Source organism: Pseudomonas sp. PS02288 (genome assembly GCF_029959715.1).
Classification (GTDB): Bacteria; Pseudomonadota; Gammaproteobacteria; order Pseudomonadales; family Pseudomonadaceae; genus Pseudomonas_O; species Pseudomonas_O kuykendallii.
The window spans coordinates 1-15,411 of sequence record NZ_JASCPA010000041.1 but is presented as its reverse complement, the minus strand read 5'-3'; the positions used below and the strand labels follow the sequence as shown (position 1 = coordinate 15,411).

General features: G+C 65.6%; 16 protein-coding genes. 9 read left to right on the top strand and 7 right to left on the bottom strand.

Annotated elements, in window-relative coordinates; all coding sequences use genetic code 11:
* The first annotated feature begins 178 nt into the window (after positions 1 to 178).
* Together nifL and nifA are read left to right on the top strand one after the other, a co-directional pair.
* On the top strand, positions 179 to 1,723 hold the full coding sequence (gene nifL, locus QMX85_RS15920) for a nitrogen fixation negative regulator NifL (protein WP_282342454.1): 1,545 nt from the start codon (positions 179 to 181) through the stop codon (positions 1,721 to 1,723).
* On the top strand, positions 1,716 to 3,263 hold the full coding sequence (gene nifA / locus QMX85_RS15915) for a nif-specific transcriptional activator NifA (RefSeq protein ID WP_090231391.1): 1,548 nt from the start codon (positions 1,716 to 1,718) through the stop codon (positions 3,261 to 3,263). The genes nifL and nifA overlap by 8 nt, the downstream gene beginning before the upstream one ends.
* Before the next feature lie 69 nt (positions 3,264 to 3,332).
* Here the strand turns inward: nifA and cowN are convergent, their stop codons facing one another.
* Together cowN and QMX85_RS15905 are read right to left on the bottom strand one after the other, a co-directional pair.
* Positions 3,333 to 3,638 carry a N(2)-fixation sustaining protein CowN gene (gene cowN, locus QMX85_RS15910; protein WP_090231392.1) on the bottom strand — a complete coding sequence of 102 codons (306 nt, stop codon included), beginning with the start codon at positions 3,636 to 3,638 and terminating at the stop codon, positions 3,333 to 3,335.
* Between the two features lie 82 nt (positions 3,639 to 3,720).
* On the bottom strand, positions 3,721 to 4,425 hold the full coding sequence (locus QMX85_RS15905) for a Crp/Fnr family transcriptional regulator (protein WP_282342450.1): 705 nt from the start codon (positions 4,423 to 4,425) through the stop codon (positions 3,721 to 3,723).
* A gap of 343 nt (positions 4,426 to 4,768) precedes the next feature.
* Between QMX85_RS15905 and nifB the strand changes: the two genes are divergently transcribed.
* From nifB to QMX85_RS15890, 3 genes are read left to right on the top strand one after another with little or no spacing between them, the layout of a single operon-like run.
* Complete coding sequence (gene nifB, locus QMX85_RS15900) at positions 4,769 to 6,256, top strand: nitrogenase cofactor biosynthesis protein NifB (RefSeq protein WP_282342448.1); 1,488 nt, start codon at positions 4,769 to 4,771, stop codon at positions 6,254 to 6,256.
* Positions 6,257 to 6,315: 59 nt separating this feature from the next.
* The gene (locus tag QMX85_RS15895; RefSeq protein WP_090231395.1) at positions 6,316 to 6,597 is read left to right on the top strand and encodes a 4Fe-4S binding protein; all 282 of its coding nucleotides are present in this window, start codon (positions 6,316 to 6,318) and stop codon (positions 6,595 to 6,597) included.
* Positions 6,594 to 6,998, top strand: coding sequence for an ArsC/Spx/MgsR family protein (locus tag QMX85_RS15890; protein WP_282342445.1), 405 nt, complete (start codon positions 6,594 to 6,596; stop codon positions 6,996 to 6,998). The genes QMX85_RS15895 and QMX85_RS15890 overlap by 4 nt, the downstream gene beginning before the upstream one ends.
* Before the next feature lie 203 nt (positions 6,999 to 7,201).
* On the opposite strand, the gene QMX85_RS15885 is transcribed toward QMX85_RS15890, so the two are convergent.
* From QMX85_RS15885 to QMX85_RS15865, 5 genes are all read right to left on the bottom strand, one after another.
* A complete protein-coding gene (locus QMX85_RS15885; protein ID WP_282342443.1) occupies positions 7,202 to 7,759 on the bottom strand; it encodes a nitrogen fixation protein NifQ in 558 nt (185 codons plus the stop codon).
* Between the two features lie 37 nt (positions 7,760 to 7,796).
* A complete protein-coding gene (locus QMX85_RS15880) occupies positions 7,797 to 8,219 on the bottom strand; it encodes a hemerythrin family protein (RefSeq protein WP_282342441.1) in 423 nt (140 codons plus the stop codon).
* The gene (locus QMX85_RS15875; RefSeq protein ID WP_282342440.1) at positions 8,216 to 9,094 is read right to left on the bottom strand and encodes an SIR2 family protein; all 879 of its coding nucleotides are present in this window, start codon (positions 9,092 to 9,094) and stop codon (positions 8,216 to 8,218) included. Before QMX85_RS15875 ends, QMX85_RS15880 begins: the two co-directional genes overlap by 4 nt.
* 143 nt (positions 9,095 to 9,237) lie before the next feature.
* Positions 9,238 to 10,077, bottom strand: a complete 840-nt coding sequence (gene modD, locus QMX85_RS15870) for a ModD protein (protein WP_282342439.1) — start codon at positions 10,075 to 10,077, stop codon at positions 9,238 to 9,240.
* 3 nt (positions 10,078 to 10,080) lie between these two features.
* Positions 10,081 to 10,458 (bottom strand): hypothetical protein, encoded by a 378-nt coding sequence (locus QMX85_RS15865; RefSeq protein ID WP_090231400.1) that lies wholly within the window; start codon positions 10,456 to 10,458, stop codon positions 10,081 to 10,083.
* A gap of 273 nt (positions 10,459 to 10,731) precedes the next feature.
* On the opposite strand from QMX85_RS15865, the gene nifH reads away from it, so the two are divergent.
* From nifH to nifT, 4 genes are all read left to right on the top strand, one after another.
* The gene (nifH, locus tag QMX85_RS15860) at positions 10,732 to 11,616 is read left to right on the top strand and encodes a nitrogenase iron protein (RefSeq protein ID WP_090231401.1); all 885 of its coding nucleotides are present in this window, start codon (positions 10,732 to 10,734) and stop codon (positions 11,614 to 11,616) included.
* 108 nt (positions 11,617 to 11,724) lie between these two features.
* A complete protein-coding gene (gene nifD, locus QMX85_RS15855) occupies positions 11,725 to 13,194 on the top strand; it encodes a nitrogenase molybdenum-iron protein alpha chain (protein WP_090231402.1) in 1,470 nt (489 codons plus the stop codon).
* Between the two features lie 127 nt (positions 13,195 to 13,321).
* Positions 13,322 to 14,893, top strand: a complete 1,572-nt coding sequence (nifK, locus tag QMX85_RS15850) for a nitrogenase molybdenum-iron protein subunit beta (protein ID WP_282342436.1) — start codon at positions 13,322 to 13,324, stop codon at positions 14,891 to 14,893.
* A 140-nt stretch (positions 14,894 to 15,033) separates the two neighbouring features.
* Positions 15,034 to 15,261 (top strand): putative nitrogen fixation protein NifT, encoded by a 228-nt coding sequence (nifT, locus tag QMX85_RS15845; RefSeq protein WP_282342434.1) that lies wholly within the window; start codon positions 15,034 to 15,036, stop codon positions 15,259 to 15,261.
* The last annotated feature ends 150 nt before the right edge of the window (positions 15,262 to 15,411 follow it).

Sequence of the window (15,411 nt, the reverse complement as noted above, 5' to 3'; positions counted from 1 at the left end):
TGTCAGGCTTGGCCCGAAGGGTGGGGCTTTGTCGGGTATGGCACACAGCCCCGGGCGTCTGTATGTGGACCCGGCCGCGCGCCACGCCGCTGCGGCATTGGGGACTGGCGCATATCCCTATCAATGGAACGGTTATTGCTCCTTATCCGGGGTCCTCTCTGTGAGCGAGCACGCCCGCATGTCCAGATCGACCTCTCTGAACTCCGACTCGTCCTCCGTCCCGAGCGAACCGGGCGATTACGATCAGCTTCCGCCCCAGGTGTTCCGCCAGGCGGTCGAACAGTCGGCGCTGGCGATCTCCATCACCGACGCCCATGCCCACATCGTTTATGCGAACCCGGCGTTCCAGCGCGTCACCGGCTACACCCTGCCGGAGGTGATCGGCCGCAACGAGTCGATCCTCTCCTACCGCGTCACCCCGCCGATCGTCTACGAGAGCATGTGGGCGCAGCTGCTGCGGCAGAAGCCGTGGAACGGCCTGCTGGTGAACCGGCGCAAGGACGGCTCGCGCTACCTCGCCGACCTGACCATAACCCCGGTGCTCGACGAGGAGCAGAACATCACCCATTACCTGGGCATGCACCGCGACGTCACCGAGATGCACCGCCTGGAACGCCAGGTGCGCAACCAGAAGACCCTGATCGAATCGGTGGTGGACGCCGCGCAGGTGGCGATGGTACTGCTCGACTCGCGCGAGCGCGTGCTGCTCAGCAACCAGACCTACAAGAAGCTGATCGGCGACCTCGCGCCGGACCCGGCGCAACTGCTGCTTTCCGCGCTCGAGCGCGAGGTACCGGCGTTCGACCGGGTCAACGCGCTGGCCAGCGGCTTCGCCCCGCTGGAAGTGCGCATCGACCGGCAGGACCGCGAGCCGCTGTGGTTCAGCTGCGCCGGCTCGCTCATCGACGAGCAGGACACCAGCGCCGAAGCCTTCTACGAGAACCGCGGCTACCGCTACATGCTGCTGGTGGTGCAGGACATCAGCGAGCTCAAGCGCCAGCAGGACCACATCCGCGCCAGCGGCCTGCGGGCCCTGCTCACCGAGCAGGAACGCGTGCGCAGCGTGCGTGAGACGCTGTCCGGGGCGATCTACCAGCTCGGCGGGCCGCTGAACATGATCGCCGCCGCGGCCAAGCTGCTGGAACGCCAGCCGCAGCTCGACCAGCAGGCGCTGAAGAAGATGTTCGATGACGTGCTGCGCGTCGGCGGCATGACCCTGGACAACCTGAACGCGAGCATTCCGGCGCTGGCCCAGGAGCCGCTGCAGCCGGTCAACCTCAACGCCATCCTGCAGAACGTGCTGTGGATCCTCACCCCGCGTCTGCTCGGCCTGGGCATCGTCGTGGAGTGGCGCCCGGAGTCGCTGCTGCCCAACGTCAACGGCCTGCCGACCTCGCTGACCATGCTCTTCAAGCAGTTGCTGGACAACGCCATCGAGGGCATCGACGCCAGGCGCCAGGGCACCCGCGAGATCAGCGTGACGACGCTGGCCCGCGAGGACCATGTCGAAGTGCTGATCGAAGACAGCGGCGCGGGCATCGCCGCCGAGCTGCAGAGCCGCGTGTTCGAGCCGTTCTTCACCACCAAGACGCGCGGCCAGCCGCACATCGGCATGGGCCTGACCATGGCCCAGGACGTGGTGATGCGCCACGAGGGCCTGATCGAGATCGACTCCGCGACCGGCCAGGGCTGCCAGGTAAGGGTGCAGATCCCCTATGTCTGAGTTCAACGAACGTCTCGACCAAGGCACCCTACAGGCGATCCTCGCCGGCGAGCTGGAAACCCTGTTTCTGGTCAGCCGCGTGCTCTCTCATTCGCTCAACCTGAAGGAAACCCTCAGCTCGGTGCTGCAGGTGCTGCACGAACGCGGCGGCCTGGAGCGCGGCATGGTCTGCCTCGCCCCGCCCGGCGAGGACGGCCTGCTGGTGTACGCCGTGCAGGGCATGCCGGAGCTGACCGTCGGCGGGGTGCGCTACCAGACCGGCGAGGGCATCGTCGGCAGCGTCTTCGTCGAGGGCGCCGGACTGGTCTTGCCGCGCCTGGGCGACGACCCGCGCTTTCTCTCGCGGCTGGGCATCTACGATCCGCAACGCGCGTTCATCGGCATGCCGATCCGCAGCAGCCGGGAAATCATCGGCGTGTTCGCCGCGCAACCGAACACCGTGCACCTGCAGTTGCTTGAGGAACGCGGGCGCTTCCTCGAGATGGTCGCCAACCTGATCGGCCAGAGCGTGCGCCTGGCCTGGGAAGTGGAAACCGAGAAGCAGGCGCTCAAGGACGAGCGCGACCAGCTGCGCCGAACGGTGCGCGCGCAGTACGGCTTCGACAACATCATCGGCCACTCCTTCGCCATGCGGCACGTGTTCGACCAAGTGCGCCAGGTATCCAAATGGAACACCACGGTGCTGATCCGCGGCGAGACCGGCACCGGCAAGGAGCTGATCGCCAACGCCATCCACTACAACTCGCCGCGCGCACGCGGGCCGATGATCAAGCTGAACTGCGCGGCGCTGCCGGAGAACCTGCTGGAGTCCGAGCTGTTCGGCCATGAGAAGGGCGCCTTCACCGGCGCCATGACCCAGCGCCAGGGCCGCTTCGAGCAGGCCAACGGCGGCACCCTGTTCCTCGACGAGATCGGCGAAGTGTCCGCGGCGTTCCAGGCCAAGCTGCTGCGCGTGTTGCAGGAAGGCGAACTGGAACGCGTCGGCGGCACCCGCACGCTGAAGGTCGACGTGCGGGTGATCGCCGCGACCCACCGCGACCTGGAAAGCGACGTGGCGAAGGGCAAGTTCCGCGAGGATTTGTACTACCGGCTGAACGTGATGCCGATCGTCATGCCGCCGCTGCGCGAGCGCATGGAGGATATCCCGGACATCGCCCAGTTCCTCATCCAGAAAATCTCCCGCCTGCAGGGCCGCGAGCTGGAACTCACCGACGCCGCCCGCCGGGTGCTGATGCACCACGACTGGCCGGGCAACGTGCGCGAACTGGAGAACAGCCTGGAGCGCGCCGCGGTGATGTCCAGCGACGGCCTGATCGACCGCGACCAGGTGCTGCTCACCGGGATCAACGAGCAGATCAACGTCGGCCGCAGCGAGCCCGTGGCGCTGGACGACGACAGCCTCGACGAACGTGAGAAGGTGATCGCCGCCCTCGAACAGGCCGGCTGGGTGCAGGCCAAGGCCGCGCGCCTGCTGGGCATGACGCCGCGACAGATCGCCTACCGCATCCAAACGCTGAACATCCGCGTGAAGCAGCTGTAACCCGCCTGGCGGGCGGCGCAGCGCCTGCTGGCGATCGCCGTGTGCGGATCGCCGGCAGGCTCGCACTTCTCAGCAGCAATCGTCCTCGACCCGGTACAGCAGGGTCTGCGCCTCGTCGTCCTGACGCCGCTCGAACAGCTCGTGGATGATGTTCACCTGCGCGTGCAGCAGCAGCCGGGCATCGTCCTCGGAGCCGTCGCGGTCGCCGAGCTTTTCGCGGAAATAGCGGCACAGCACGCAGTTGCCGTCGTCTTCGGCGATGTGGTGCTGGATGCGCGCGTAGATCAGGCGGATGCAGTGGTCGCAATCGATGTAGGGCAGGTCGCCCTCACCGGCGATGCTGCGGTAGGTGGTCGTGGTGCCGCTGGTGTTCATGCTGCCTCCGGAAATGGGGCCCTCCCTCGCGGGAGAGCGGTCGCTGGAAGGCCATCCTAGGAAGCCGACGCGGCGCGGTCTGTCAGCCAGCCGACAGTGCGTTCTTGTCCTGCGCGCGCCAGCTGCTGTAGCGCCAGCCGCTGCGTTCGCGCAGCAGGTCGGCGCGGTGGATGAGGAAGGTGCCGCCGCCGTCGCGCTCGAGGATGCCCTCGCGGGTCAGCCGGGCGATCAGCGACGACAGCGTCTGCCGGGTGGTGCCGAGCAACTGGGCGATGTCCTCGGTGTTCAGCGCCAGCGGCAGGCGCCAGCTGCGCGCGTCGACCAGTTCGCCCTTGCGCAGCAGCATGCCGTCGAGAAAGCGCGCCAGGCGCCCCTCGACATCGCGAAAGGCCAGGTCCTCGATGATCTGCATGGCGTTGCCCAGCGACTGCGCCAGCACACGGATCACCACCGGCGCGGCTTCGGGCAGCGCCGCCAGCTTGCCGAGCATGGTCCGCGTCTCGGTCACCAGCACGTCGCACTCGCTGATCGCCTGCAGGTAGGCGCGGCTGTGGGTGCTGTAGATGTCGCCGGGCTCGAGGAAGGTCAGCGTCTGCTCCTTGTCCTCGAACGTGAGGAACACGCGAATCCGCCCGCTGCGCAGGATGAACACGCTGTCGCGGATCTCCTGCGGGCCGCCAAGAATCTCGCCCTGCACCAGGCGGCGCACGCGGAAGCCTTCCAGCAGCGCGGCGCGCGAGGGTTCGGAGAGGGCATCGAGCAGGCGTTGGGACTGGTGATCGTTCATCGGCGGGCTCCGGTTCGGCAGTGTCGCGCGAGGCGACCACCCAGCATCCCCAGCAAGGAGCTTGCCGTCGCCAGCCTTCGCGACCAACCGCCGCAGCGGGCCCGCCAGCCGGCGCCTGGGCGGCCTCTGCCCGCGGGCCCGGCGACAGGCCCGACGCCGCGAAGGCGCAGGCCTGTCGCAAACCTCACATTCCTCCCATCGCACGTGGGGCGTTGTTCACACAGATCGCCGAAAGCGCCAGCGCGTTTTTCGAGATTCGTTTGAAAACAATGGGTTGTCGTTCGACAGAGGCAACGGCACAGCGCTTGCACTCCGAGCTTCATCTCACCCGGAGGAAGCGTCCATGGACCTGCCCGTTCTGTTCAACGACCCACCGGCGTCTCCTTCGGGCGGCTGCGCGGCCAACTCGTGCGGTTCCAGCGATGACCAGCTCGGTCATCTGCCGGAGGCGATACGCGACAAGGTGTTCAACCACCCGTGCTACTCGGAGGACGCCCACCACTACTTCGCGCGCATGCACGTCGCGGTGGCGCCGGCCTGCAACATCCAGTGCCACTACTGCAACCGCAAGTACGACTGCGCCAACGAATCGCGCCCCGGCGTGGTGTCGGAGGTGCTCAGCCCGGAACAGGCGGTGAAGAAGGTCAAGGCGGTCGCCGCGGCGATTCCGCAGATGAGCGTGCTCGGCATCGCCGGGCCGGGTGACCCGCTGGCCAACCCGCAGCGCACCTTCGACACCTTCCGCATGCTCAGCGAGCAAACCCCGGACATCAAACTCTGCGTCTCGACCAATGGCCTGAGCCTGCCGGAGAGCGTCGAGGAGCTGAGCAAGCACAACATCGACCACGTCACCATCACCATCAACTGCGTCGACCCCGAGGTGGGCGCGAAGATCTATCCATGGATCTTCTGGCAGAACCGCCGCATCCGCGGCATCGAAGCCGCGCGCATCCTCATCGAGCAGCAGCAGCGCGGGCTGGAGATGCTGGTGGAGCGCGGCATCCTGGTGAAGGTCAATTCGGTGCTGATCCCCGGCGTCAACGACGAGCACCTCAAGGAGGTCTCGCGCATCGTCAAGGAGAAGGGCGCCTTCCTGCACAACGTGATGCCGCTGATCGCCGAAGCCGAGCACGGCACCTTCTACGGCCTCACCGGACAGCGCGAACCGAGCCACGCCGAATTGCAGGCGCTGCAGGATGCCTGCGCCGGCGACATGAACATGATGCGCCACTGCCGCCAGTGCCGTGCCGATGCGGTCGGCCTGCTCGGCGAAGACCGTGGCGCGGAGTTCACCCTGGAAAAGATCGACGCCATGGAAATCGACTACGCCGCGGCGATGGAAACCCGCGCCCGGGTTCACGCCGATATCGCCGAGGAGCTCGCCCAACGCCGCCAGCACGGACCCGCGCCGGTGCCCATCCTGCAAGCGTCCGGGCCGACCGCGCTGATGGCGGTGGCCACCAAGGGCGGCGGCCTGGTCAACGAACACTTCGGCCACGCCCGCGAGTTCCTGATCTACGAAGCGTCCCCCGCCGGCGTGCGTTTCATCGGCCACCGCCGGGTGGAAACGCCCTACTGCGAAGGCGACAGCAGCTGCGGCCAAGGTGAAAGCGCGCTGGCGAAGATCATCGACGCACTGGAAGGCTGCCGCGCGGTGCTCTGCGCCAAGGTCGGCTACGAGCCCTGGAGCGCGCTGGAGAACGCCGGCATCCAGCCCAACGGCGAACACGCCCTGGAGCCCATCGAGGAAGCCGTGCTGGCGCTTTACCAGGAGCTGCTGGAGGCCGGCAAGCTGACCGATGACGTCGCCCAGCAGCGGCAGAGCGCCTGACCCGCCACCGATCCAAGAGGCCCCGGAACAGGGGCCGCCGTTCACCGAGGAGAACCCCGATGGCCCTGGAAATAATCGATAGCTGCGTCAACTGCTGGGCCTGCGTTCCGGTCTGTCCGAACGATGCGATCTACCAGGCCCAGCCACACTTCCTCATCGATGCGGACAAGTGCACCGAATGCGTCGGCGACCACGACGAAGCCCAGTGCGCGAGCATCTGTCCGATCGAGGGCGCGATCCTCGACGAGCTGGGCGATGCGCTGAATCCACCCGGCTCACTGACCGGCATCCTGCTGTCGGCCGGCGAGCTTCCTTCCTCAATCCCCCAGGACATCCGATGACCACCCTGCATTTCTATGGCAAGCCCGGCTGCAAAGGCAATCAGCGTCAGCTGGAGCAACTCGCCGCGCTGCACGTACCGGTCGAGGTCCACGACCTGCGCGCCGAGGCCTGGACGGCCGAACGCCTGCTGCGATTCCTCGGTCCGCTGCCGGTGGCCGAATGGTTCAACCCGACCGCCCCGAGGGTCGCCTCCGGCGAGATCCGCCCGCAGGAACTCGGCGCCGAAGAAGCCCTGGAGCTGCTGCTCAGCGAACCACTGCTGGCCCGCAGGCCGCTGCTGCAACGCGGCGAACGCTTCCTGGTGGGTTTCGAAGCCGCACAAGTGGACAGCTTGCTGGAGCTGCCGGCGGGAAGCATCGGCAGCGGCCTGGAAGGCTGCGCCTGCGGCAAGCACGGCTGAGATGCCAGCCGTGCGGCGGGCCGGGCAAACGGTGGGCTGAAGCCCACCCTACGCGGCCGTCATTGCTCTGAAATGATCAGGAACCGGACCCGATCGGCACATCGCGTAGCGCCGATGAATCCGCGTTGCCGCACGATGATCGCGGGTTGCACCCGGCCCACCCTATGGCCCGCAAGCGGGCCATGACCTGGTCGATGGACCGCTCAGCTTTCCGGGCCGAAGCACTCGCTGAACTCGATGCAGCCCTGGCAGCTCGGCGAGCGGCAGTAACGTCCGGCGCAGAGCAGGCGGTAGAGGAATTTCTTCCACTTCATGTTGAAGCGGTTCTGCTCGGCCAGGGCAGGGAAGTTGCTCGCCAGCAGCGCGCTGAGGTCGTCGCGCGACCAGAGCCCGAGGTCGTACCAGAGGTGATCGCCCCCCAGGCAGCCGTGGGCGAGGATGCTGGCCATCCAGGTTTCGCTGGGATCGTTGCCGGCACGGTGGCTCAACAGCAATTGCTCCAGCGCCTGGCAATCGTCGCGCCGGTGACTGGCTGCCGGCAGCGCAGCGCCCGGGGCCTGCCCCAGGCCGGGGAAATGCCGCTGCAACAGAACCTCGAAGTCCGGGGGCGCGAGGCCCAGACCGTCCGGCAGGGCGCTGTGTCCGAATCGCTGGCTGGCTAGCATGCGCGCCAGCCAGCGGTCGTTGGGTAGGCCGTGGCTACTCGCCAGCCAGACCTGCTCGGCATTCAGCAAGGGGCGGCTCAGGTGCAGTGCGCTCATGGGCGACCTCCGGGGAACGCGACGGAATGGACTGCCTTCAGGCGACCTGCTGTTGCGCTTCCCAGCTTTGCGGACGCTGCAGGTGCAGCGCCAGGCAGGCGTCCAGACTCTGGATGTGTTCGTCGAGGTTGCGCAGCACGCGCTGGTAGAGCGCTTCGCGGCTGCGCCGGCCGTTGGCCTGGCCGAAACTCGCCTGCATGCGTTGCAGCATGTCCAGGGTTTCCTGGTGCTCTTCGCAGTGCTCGCGTTGCTCGCCGTAGGCGGTCGCCTGCATGAAGCGTTCTTCCAGGGCGAAGTGTTCACGGGCCCGCTCGATGATCCGCTCGATCACCTGCGGCGCGGTGTTTTCGCGTTCGGCGAAGGGCAGGGCGCCGAGCAGGCCGAAGAAGGCCTGGCGCGAATTGTCCAGAGCCGGAAGGCCCATGTAGTGCAGGTGCAGCGGGTAGGAAGCGTGGCTCATGGATGTGCTCCGGCGGGATGGCGGACGAGGGGTTCATGATGCGGACTCAAACCGTTCAGGACTTGCTCTGGGGCAAGGTCGAGAACGACGAAGCCGGCGCGTTCGAGAAAACGCCGCTCCTTGGCCGAACACTCCGGCATGCAGGCCCAGCCGGCGGGTTCGCCAGCGCCCCAGACGATGTCGGAGAGCAGCATGCGTTCAGTGTCGCGGTTCAGGCGCAGGCCGATCAGCAGGTACTGCATGCCCAGGCGGCGCTGCTTGAGAAACGCCGGCATGCCGAAGCCGCCCATCAGTTCGGTGAGGTAGTCGACGTAGTCGGCGTCCGAGGCGACGTAGAGGGATTCCGGGCGCGCCGCCCCGACCGGTTTGAACAACACCGGCAGGTTGCTATCGAGGGTGTCCTCGGCGACCGCGCGGTAACCCTCGCCATCGTGCTGGAACAGCCGGTAGCGGGCGAATTCGCCGCTCAGCCGGGCGATGCCGACCACCAGCAGGTGCGGCCGGGTGGCCCAGAAATCCTGTAGCTGGGTGTCGCGGTTGAAATCGACCACGTAGGGCGGTTCGAGCTCGGCGATCCGCCCGTGCAGCGCCGAGGCGCTCCAGGCATGGTCGCGGTAGGTGGCGTCGAAGAAGCGCACCAGCGCGCTGCGGCCGCGCTTGAGCTCGACGTTCATTGCGGCGCGGGGAAACTCGTACATCAGCTTCTTGGCCATCGGCTGGCCGTTATTAAGCGCCAGGATCAGGCTCTCGCTGTCGGCCGGAATGGCCTGGCCCTGGGCGTCGACCACGCCATCCAGCGCGGCCGGACCAAGCATCGGCACCAGGGTGCCGGCACGGCGCGCGGCGATCAGTTCTACGGGGAGCTCGGGGGGCATGGCGGGTTCCTCACCGGGTTTTAACGATCCATTGCAAACCCGGCGCCAACTCTTCAACCCATTGAATCATAAAGATTTCCTGTGAACACCAGGGTCCTTTGGTACGGTCTGCGACGCACAGTGCGGCCCTGATGTCGCACTTGCTACACAGTGGCGAGCGGCCGGCCGAAACGTACCTGTACGTCCTTGGGCGGCGCCGAGAACGGCGATGAGGTGACCAGCAGATCGGCCCCGGCAGCGACGTACTCCGCCGCGTTGCCGGCATGGATGCCTCCAGCCGCCGCGAGCAGCGGCCGCGACGGCCAGTCCTCCAGCGCCCGGCGCACCGCCGCCAGCGCCGCCGGGGTGAATTTCTCCAGCTGCAGGACATCCGCCTCGGCCCAGCGCAAGGCCTCGCCGAGATCGCCGACCTCCACCACGATCTTCTTTTCCGGTTCGCGACGACGCAGCCTGGCCAGGGTGTCGCCCGGCGCCTGGTCGAGGAACAGCCGGTGCTCGGCGAACAGCAGGAGGGTTTCCGACAGGCCGAGCCGGTGCAGCGTCGCGCCGCCCGCGCGAACCGCCTTGATGGCCAGCGCCTTGGTGCCCGGCGCGCTCTTGCGCGTGCAGGCCACCGGCAACGACGCGGCGGCGGCCACCAGGGCGGCGCTGGCAGTGGCCACGCCGCTGGCCCACTCCATCAGCACCTGCGCGGTCTTCCAGCCCTGGTGCAGCGCGCCGGCGCGGCCTTCGACGGAGAGGATCGGCGTGCCGGCGGCCAGCGCCTGGCCGCTGGATGCATGCATGTCCACCCGCGCGCCGAGCAACTGGAACAGCCGCGCGGCCTCCTCGACGCCGCACAGCGTCATGGCCTGGCGTGCCGAGCAGTCGAGGCGCGCGGCGAGGCCGCCGATGCCGAGGCTATTGGTGGTCAGGTCGCCGGAGGGCACGTCGTCGCGAAGCAGTTGGTGAAGCTGCCCGTCATCGAGTACGGATACGCTCATCGCTCAATGCCTCGAGAACAGGTCGTGGATCTTGCACAACACGCGCGCCGGGTCGAAGCCGGGCGCGGGCAGCGTTTCGCCGCGCAGCAGCCGCTGGAAGGCCAGGTGCGGGTCGCCCTGTTCGGTGAGCAGTACCTCCTGCCGACGTTTGCGCAGATGGCGGACGAAACCGTCGCCGGCGCTGGCGGCGACGATCAGCTCGACCCCGTCGAGGGGATGGGCGGCGCCGTCGGCCAGGTGGTGGAAGGTCTGCTCGCGCTGCAGCTCGATGCGTTGCGCCGGGCGCTCGGCGAACTCGGTGTCGAACACCAGCCAATGGCGTGCCTGGCCGGCGTGCTTGGCGATCCGAGCGTAATCCTGGGTAGCGAAGGCGATCTTCATGACGGCTCCTCCTGTGAGCGAATCGCCTCCTTATACCCTTACTTGAAAAGTGGGTATAGCGACACCGATACAAGGTCGTTCAGGCTTGTCGCCACTCCGACAATGGCTTTGTCGTTGTCGCCTCCGACACCGCTACAACGATCTGCAACTTTTTATTATCTTGATTTATTTCAATGAGTTAACTACCAGGCAAAAGCTGGCACAGGCCTTGCGCTAGGGAATTGCGAGGGCGAATTTCGCTTCGTCAATTCCACGCAACAAGGAGAAACCAGCATGGCTCTGCGTCAATGCGCCATTTACGGCAAGGGTGGTATCGGCAAGTCCACCACCACCCAGAACCTCGTCTCCGCCCTGGCCGAAGCCGGTCAGAAGGTGATGATCGTCGGCTGCGATCCGAAGGCGGACTCCACCCGTCTGATCCTGCACGCCAAGGCCCAGAACTCGATCATGGAAATGGCCGCCGAAGCCGGCAGCGTGGAAGACCTCGAGCTCGAAGACGTGCTCAAGGTCGGCTATCGCGACATCAAGTGCGTCGAGTCGGGCGGCCCTGAGCCGGGCGTTGGCTGCGCTGGCCGCGGTGTGATCACCGCGATCAACTTCCTCGAAGAGGAAGGCGCCTACGAGGAAGACCTCGACTTCGTGTTCTACGACGTACTCGGCGACGTGGTCTGCGGTGGCTTCGCCATGCCGATCCGCGAGAACAAGGCGCAGGAGATCTACATCGTCTGCTCCGGCGAAATGATGGCCATGTACGCGGCCAACAACATCGCCAAGGGCATCGTGAAGTACGCCAACTCCGGCAGCGTGCGTCTGGCAGGCCTGATCTGCAACAGCCGCAACACCGCCCGCGAAGACGAACTGATCATGGAACTGGCCCGTCAGCTGGGCACCCAGATGATCCACTTCGTGCCGCGCGACAACGTCGTACAGCGCGCCGAGATCCGCCGCATGACCGTAGTCGAGTACGACCCGACGGCCAAGCAGGCCGACGAGTACCGCCAGCTGGCGAACAAGATCGTCAACAACCGCAACTTCGTGATTCCGACGCCCATCACCATGGACGAGCTGGAATCCCTGCTGATGGAGTTCGGCATCCTCGACGAGGAAGACGAAAGCATCATCGGCAAGGCCGCACACGAAGAAGCCGCCAGCGCCTGATGCGTGAACCCCCGCGCGGTCGCGAGGCCCGCGGGACGTTCGTAGGCAACAAGCCGTCATTACCTATGGCTGGTTCCACGGATTAGTGGGCCGGCGCAGGAGATCAACATGGCAACGCTCAGCAAGGAAGAAGCCGCCGCCCTCATCCAAGAGGTGCTGGAGGTTTATCCGGAGAAGGCGCAGAAAGACCGCGCCAAGCACCTGGCCGTCAACGACCAGGAAAAGACCACCAAATGCGTCACGTCCAACCGCAAGTCGCTGCCCGGGGTGATGACCATCCGTGGTTGCGCCTACGCCGGCTCCAAGGGCGTGGTCTGGGGTCCGATCAAGGACATGATCCACATTTCCCACGGCCCGGTCGGCTGCGGCCAGTATTCGCGCGCCGGTCGCCGCAACTACTACGTCGGCCACACCGGCGTGGACACCTTCGGCGACATGAACTTCACCTCGGATTTCCAGGAGAAGGACATCGTCTTCGGCGGTGACAAGAAGCTGGCCAAGCTGATCAACGAGATCGACGGCCTGTTCCCGCTGGCACGTGGCATCAGCGTGCAGTCGGAATGCCCGATCGGCCTGATCGGCGACGACATCGAAGCGGTGTCGAAGAAGGGCGCGGCGGAGCTTTCCAAACCGATCGTCCCGGTGCGTTGCGAAGGCTTCCGCGGGGTTTCGCAATCCCTCGGTCACCACATCGCCAACGACGCGATCCGCGACTGGGTGTTCGAGCGCGAGGGCGGCGGTACCGCCTTCGAGTCGAGCCCCTATGACGTCACCATCATCGGTGACTACAACATCGGCGGCGACGCCTGGTCCTCGCGCATCCTGCTTGAAGAGATGGGTCTGCGGGTGATCGCCCAGTGGTCTGGCGACGGCACCCTGGCGGAAATGGAAAACACCCCGAAAGCCAAGCTCAACCTACTGCACTGCTACCGTTCGATGAACTACATCTCGCGGCACATGGAAGAGAAGTACGGGATCCCATGGGTCGAGTACAACTTCTTCGGCCCGACCAAGATCGCCGAGAGCCTGCGGGCCATCGCCGCGTTCTTCGACGACCACATCAAGGAAGGCGCCGAGCGCGTCATCGCCAAGTACCAGCCGCTGGTCGACGCGGTGATCGCCAAGTACCGCCCGCGCCTGGAAGGCAAGCGCGTGATGCTCTACGTCGGCGGCCTGCGCCCGCGCCACGTGATCGGTTCCTACGAGGACCTGGGCATGGACGTGGTCGGCACCGGTTACGAGTTCGGTCACAACGACGACTACGACCGTACCGTTCCGGAAATGGGCAACGCGACGCTGCTCTATGACGATGTCACCGGTTTCGAATTCGAGGAATTCGTCAAACGCGTGAAGCCGGACATGATCGGTTCGGGCGTCAAGGAGAAGTACATCTTCCAGAAGATGGGCGTGCCTTTCCGCCAGATGCACTCCTGGGACTACTCCGGTCCGTACCACGGCTATGACGGCTTCGCCATCTTCGCCCGCGACATGGACATGACCCTGAACAACCCCTGCTGGAAGAACCTCACCCCGCCGTGGCTCAAGCCCGTCGAGGAAGAGCAGCGCGCCATCGCCTGACCGCGATACGCGTCTGCCCGACGCCGCGGGTGCGGCGTCGGGTTTCAGCGGGGCGGCCGCCGGCCGTTCCCCACCGCATTATTTCTAGCCGTGATTCGCAGATTGGCGATGCGGCGAGGAGAGCAGCATGCAAAACGCAGACGACATCAAGCCCAGCTACCCGCTGTTCCGCAAGGACGAATACAAGCAGTCGCTGGGTGACAAGAAGGCCAACTTCGAGAACAGCCACGGCCAGGCCAAGGTCGACGAGACCTTCCTCTGGACCACCAGCGTCGAATACAAGGAACTCAACTTCCAGCGCGAAGCCCTGACCATCAACCCGGCCAAGGCCTGCCAGCCGCTGGGCGCGGTGCTCTGCTCGATCGGCTTCGAGAAGACCATGCCCTACGTGCACGGCTCGCAAGGCTGCGTCGCCTACTTCCGCACCTACTTCAACCGCCACTTCAAGGAGCCGCTGTCCTGCGTGTCCGACTCCATGACCGAAGACGCGGCGGTGTTCGGCGGGCAGAAGAACATGTACGACGGCCTGGAGAACTGCAAGGCGCTGTACAAGCCGGACATGATCGCCGTCTCCACCACCTGCATGGCCGAAGTCATCGGTGACGACCTCAACGCGTTCATCAACAACGCCAAGAAGGAAGGCTACATCGACCAGGACTTCGCCACACCCTACGCGCACACCCCGTCCTTCGTCGGCTCCCACGTGACCGGCTGGGACAACATGTTCGAAGGCATCGCCCGCTACTTCACCCTCAACCACATGGAAGGCAAGGTCGTCGGCAGCAACGGCAAGATCAACCTGGTGCCGGGCTTCGAGACCTACCTGGGCAACTTCCGCGTGATGAAACGCATGATGAGCGAGATGGGCGTCGACTACAGCCTGCTCTCCGATCCGTCCGAAGTGCTGGATACCCCGGCCGACGGGGAATTCCGCATGTACGCCGGCGGCACCACCCAGGATGAAGTGAAGGACGCGCCGAACGCCCTGACCACCATCTTCCTGCAACCGCTGCAGATGGAAAAAACCCGCAAGCTGGTCACGGACACCTGGAAGCACGAAATACCCAAGCTCAACATTCCGATGGGCCTGGAGTGGACCGACGAGTTCCTGATGGCGGTATCGAAGATCAGCGGCAAGCCGATCTCCGAATCGCTGACCACCGAGCGCGGCCGCCTGGTCGACATGATGACCGACTCGCACACCTGGCTGCACGGCAAGCGCTTCTCGCTGTGGGGCGACCCGGACTTCACCATGGGCATGACCAAGTTCCTTCTGGAACTGGGCGCGGAGCCGGTTCACGTACTGTGCAACAACGGTGGCAAGCGCTGGCTCAAGGCAATGAACAAGATGCTCGAAGCCTCGGCGCCGGTGAACCACTCCACCCAGCTGTTCCACAGCCATGACCTCTGGCACCTGCGCTCGCTGGTGTTCACCGAGAAGCCCGATTTCATGATCGGCAACTCCTACGGCAAGTTCATCCAGCGCGACACCCTGCAGAAGGGCAAGGACGCCGAAGTTCCGCTGATCCGCATCGGCTTCCCGATCTTCGACCGCCACCACCTGCACCGTGCCACCACCCTGGGTTACGAAGGCGCGATGACCATGCTGACCACCCTGGTCAACGCGGTCCTCGAGAAGCTCGATGCCGACACCATGCAAATGGGCGTCACCGACTTCAACTTCGACTTGGTGCGCTGATACCGAGCTCCTTATGCGACGTGGGTCCCCTTACCGCGTCGCTTTTTTTGTGCCCGTCATCGCTGGCGGTTGCCTGTTCGGGCCGTCGCGAGGCGATGTCGGAAAGGCGCCGGCGATTTTCATTCAGCAAGGAAACGCAGATGGCCAACATCATGATCAGCCAGGACAACGGCGGCAGCCTGCTCTTCTACCTGCCGAAGAAGGACCTGGAAGAAAGGATCGTCTCGCTGGAATTCACCGGCCCGAAAAAATGGGGCGGCGAGCTGCACCTGGCCAACGGCCAGAGCTACTTCATCGATCCGCTCGAGCGGACGCCGAAATTGCCCATGTCGTTCCGCGCCCGCCGGCTTGGCGGCGCGGAAGACTGAACCGTAAACCGACGCGCCGACGCGACAAAGATTGATTCGGGTCGGCATGCCGGGGTTGCGGCGCACCCTATTCTGCGCCGCACGCCCGAAGGAGAGTTCGCCATGTCCAGCATCAGCAAGGCCGCCGCTCTGCGCATCGCCCTGGCGTCG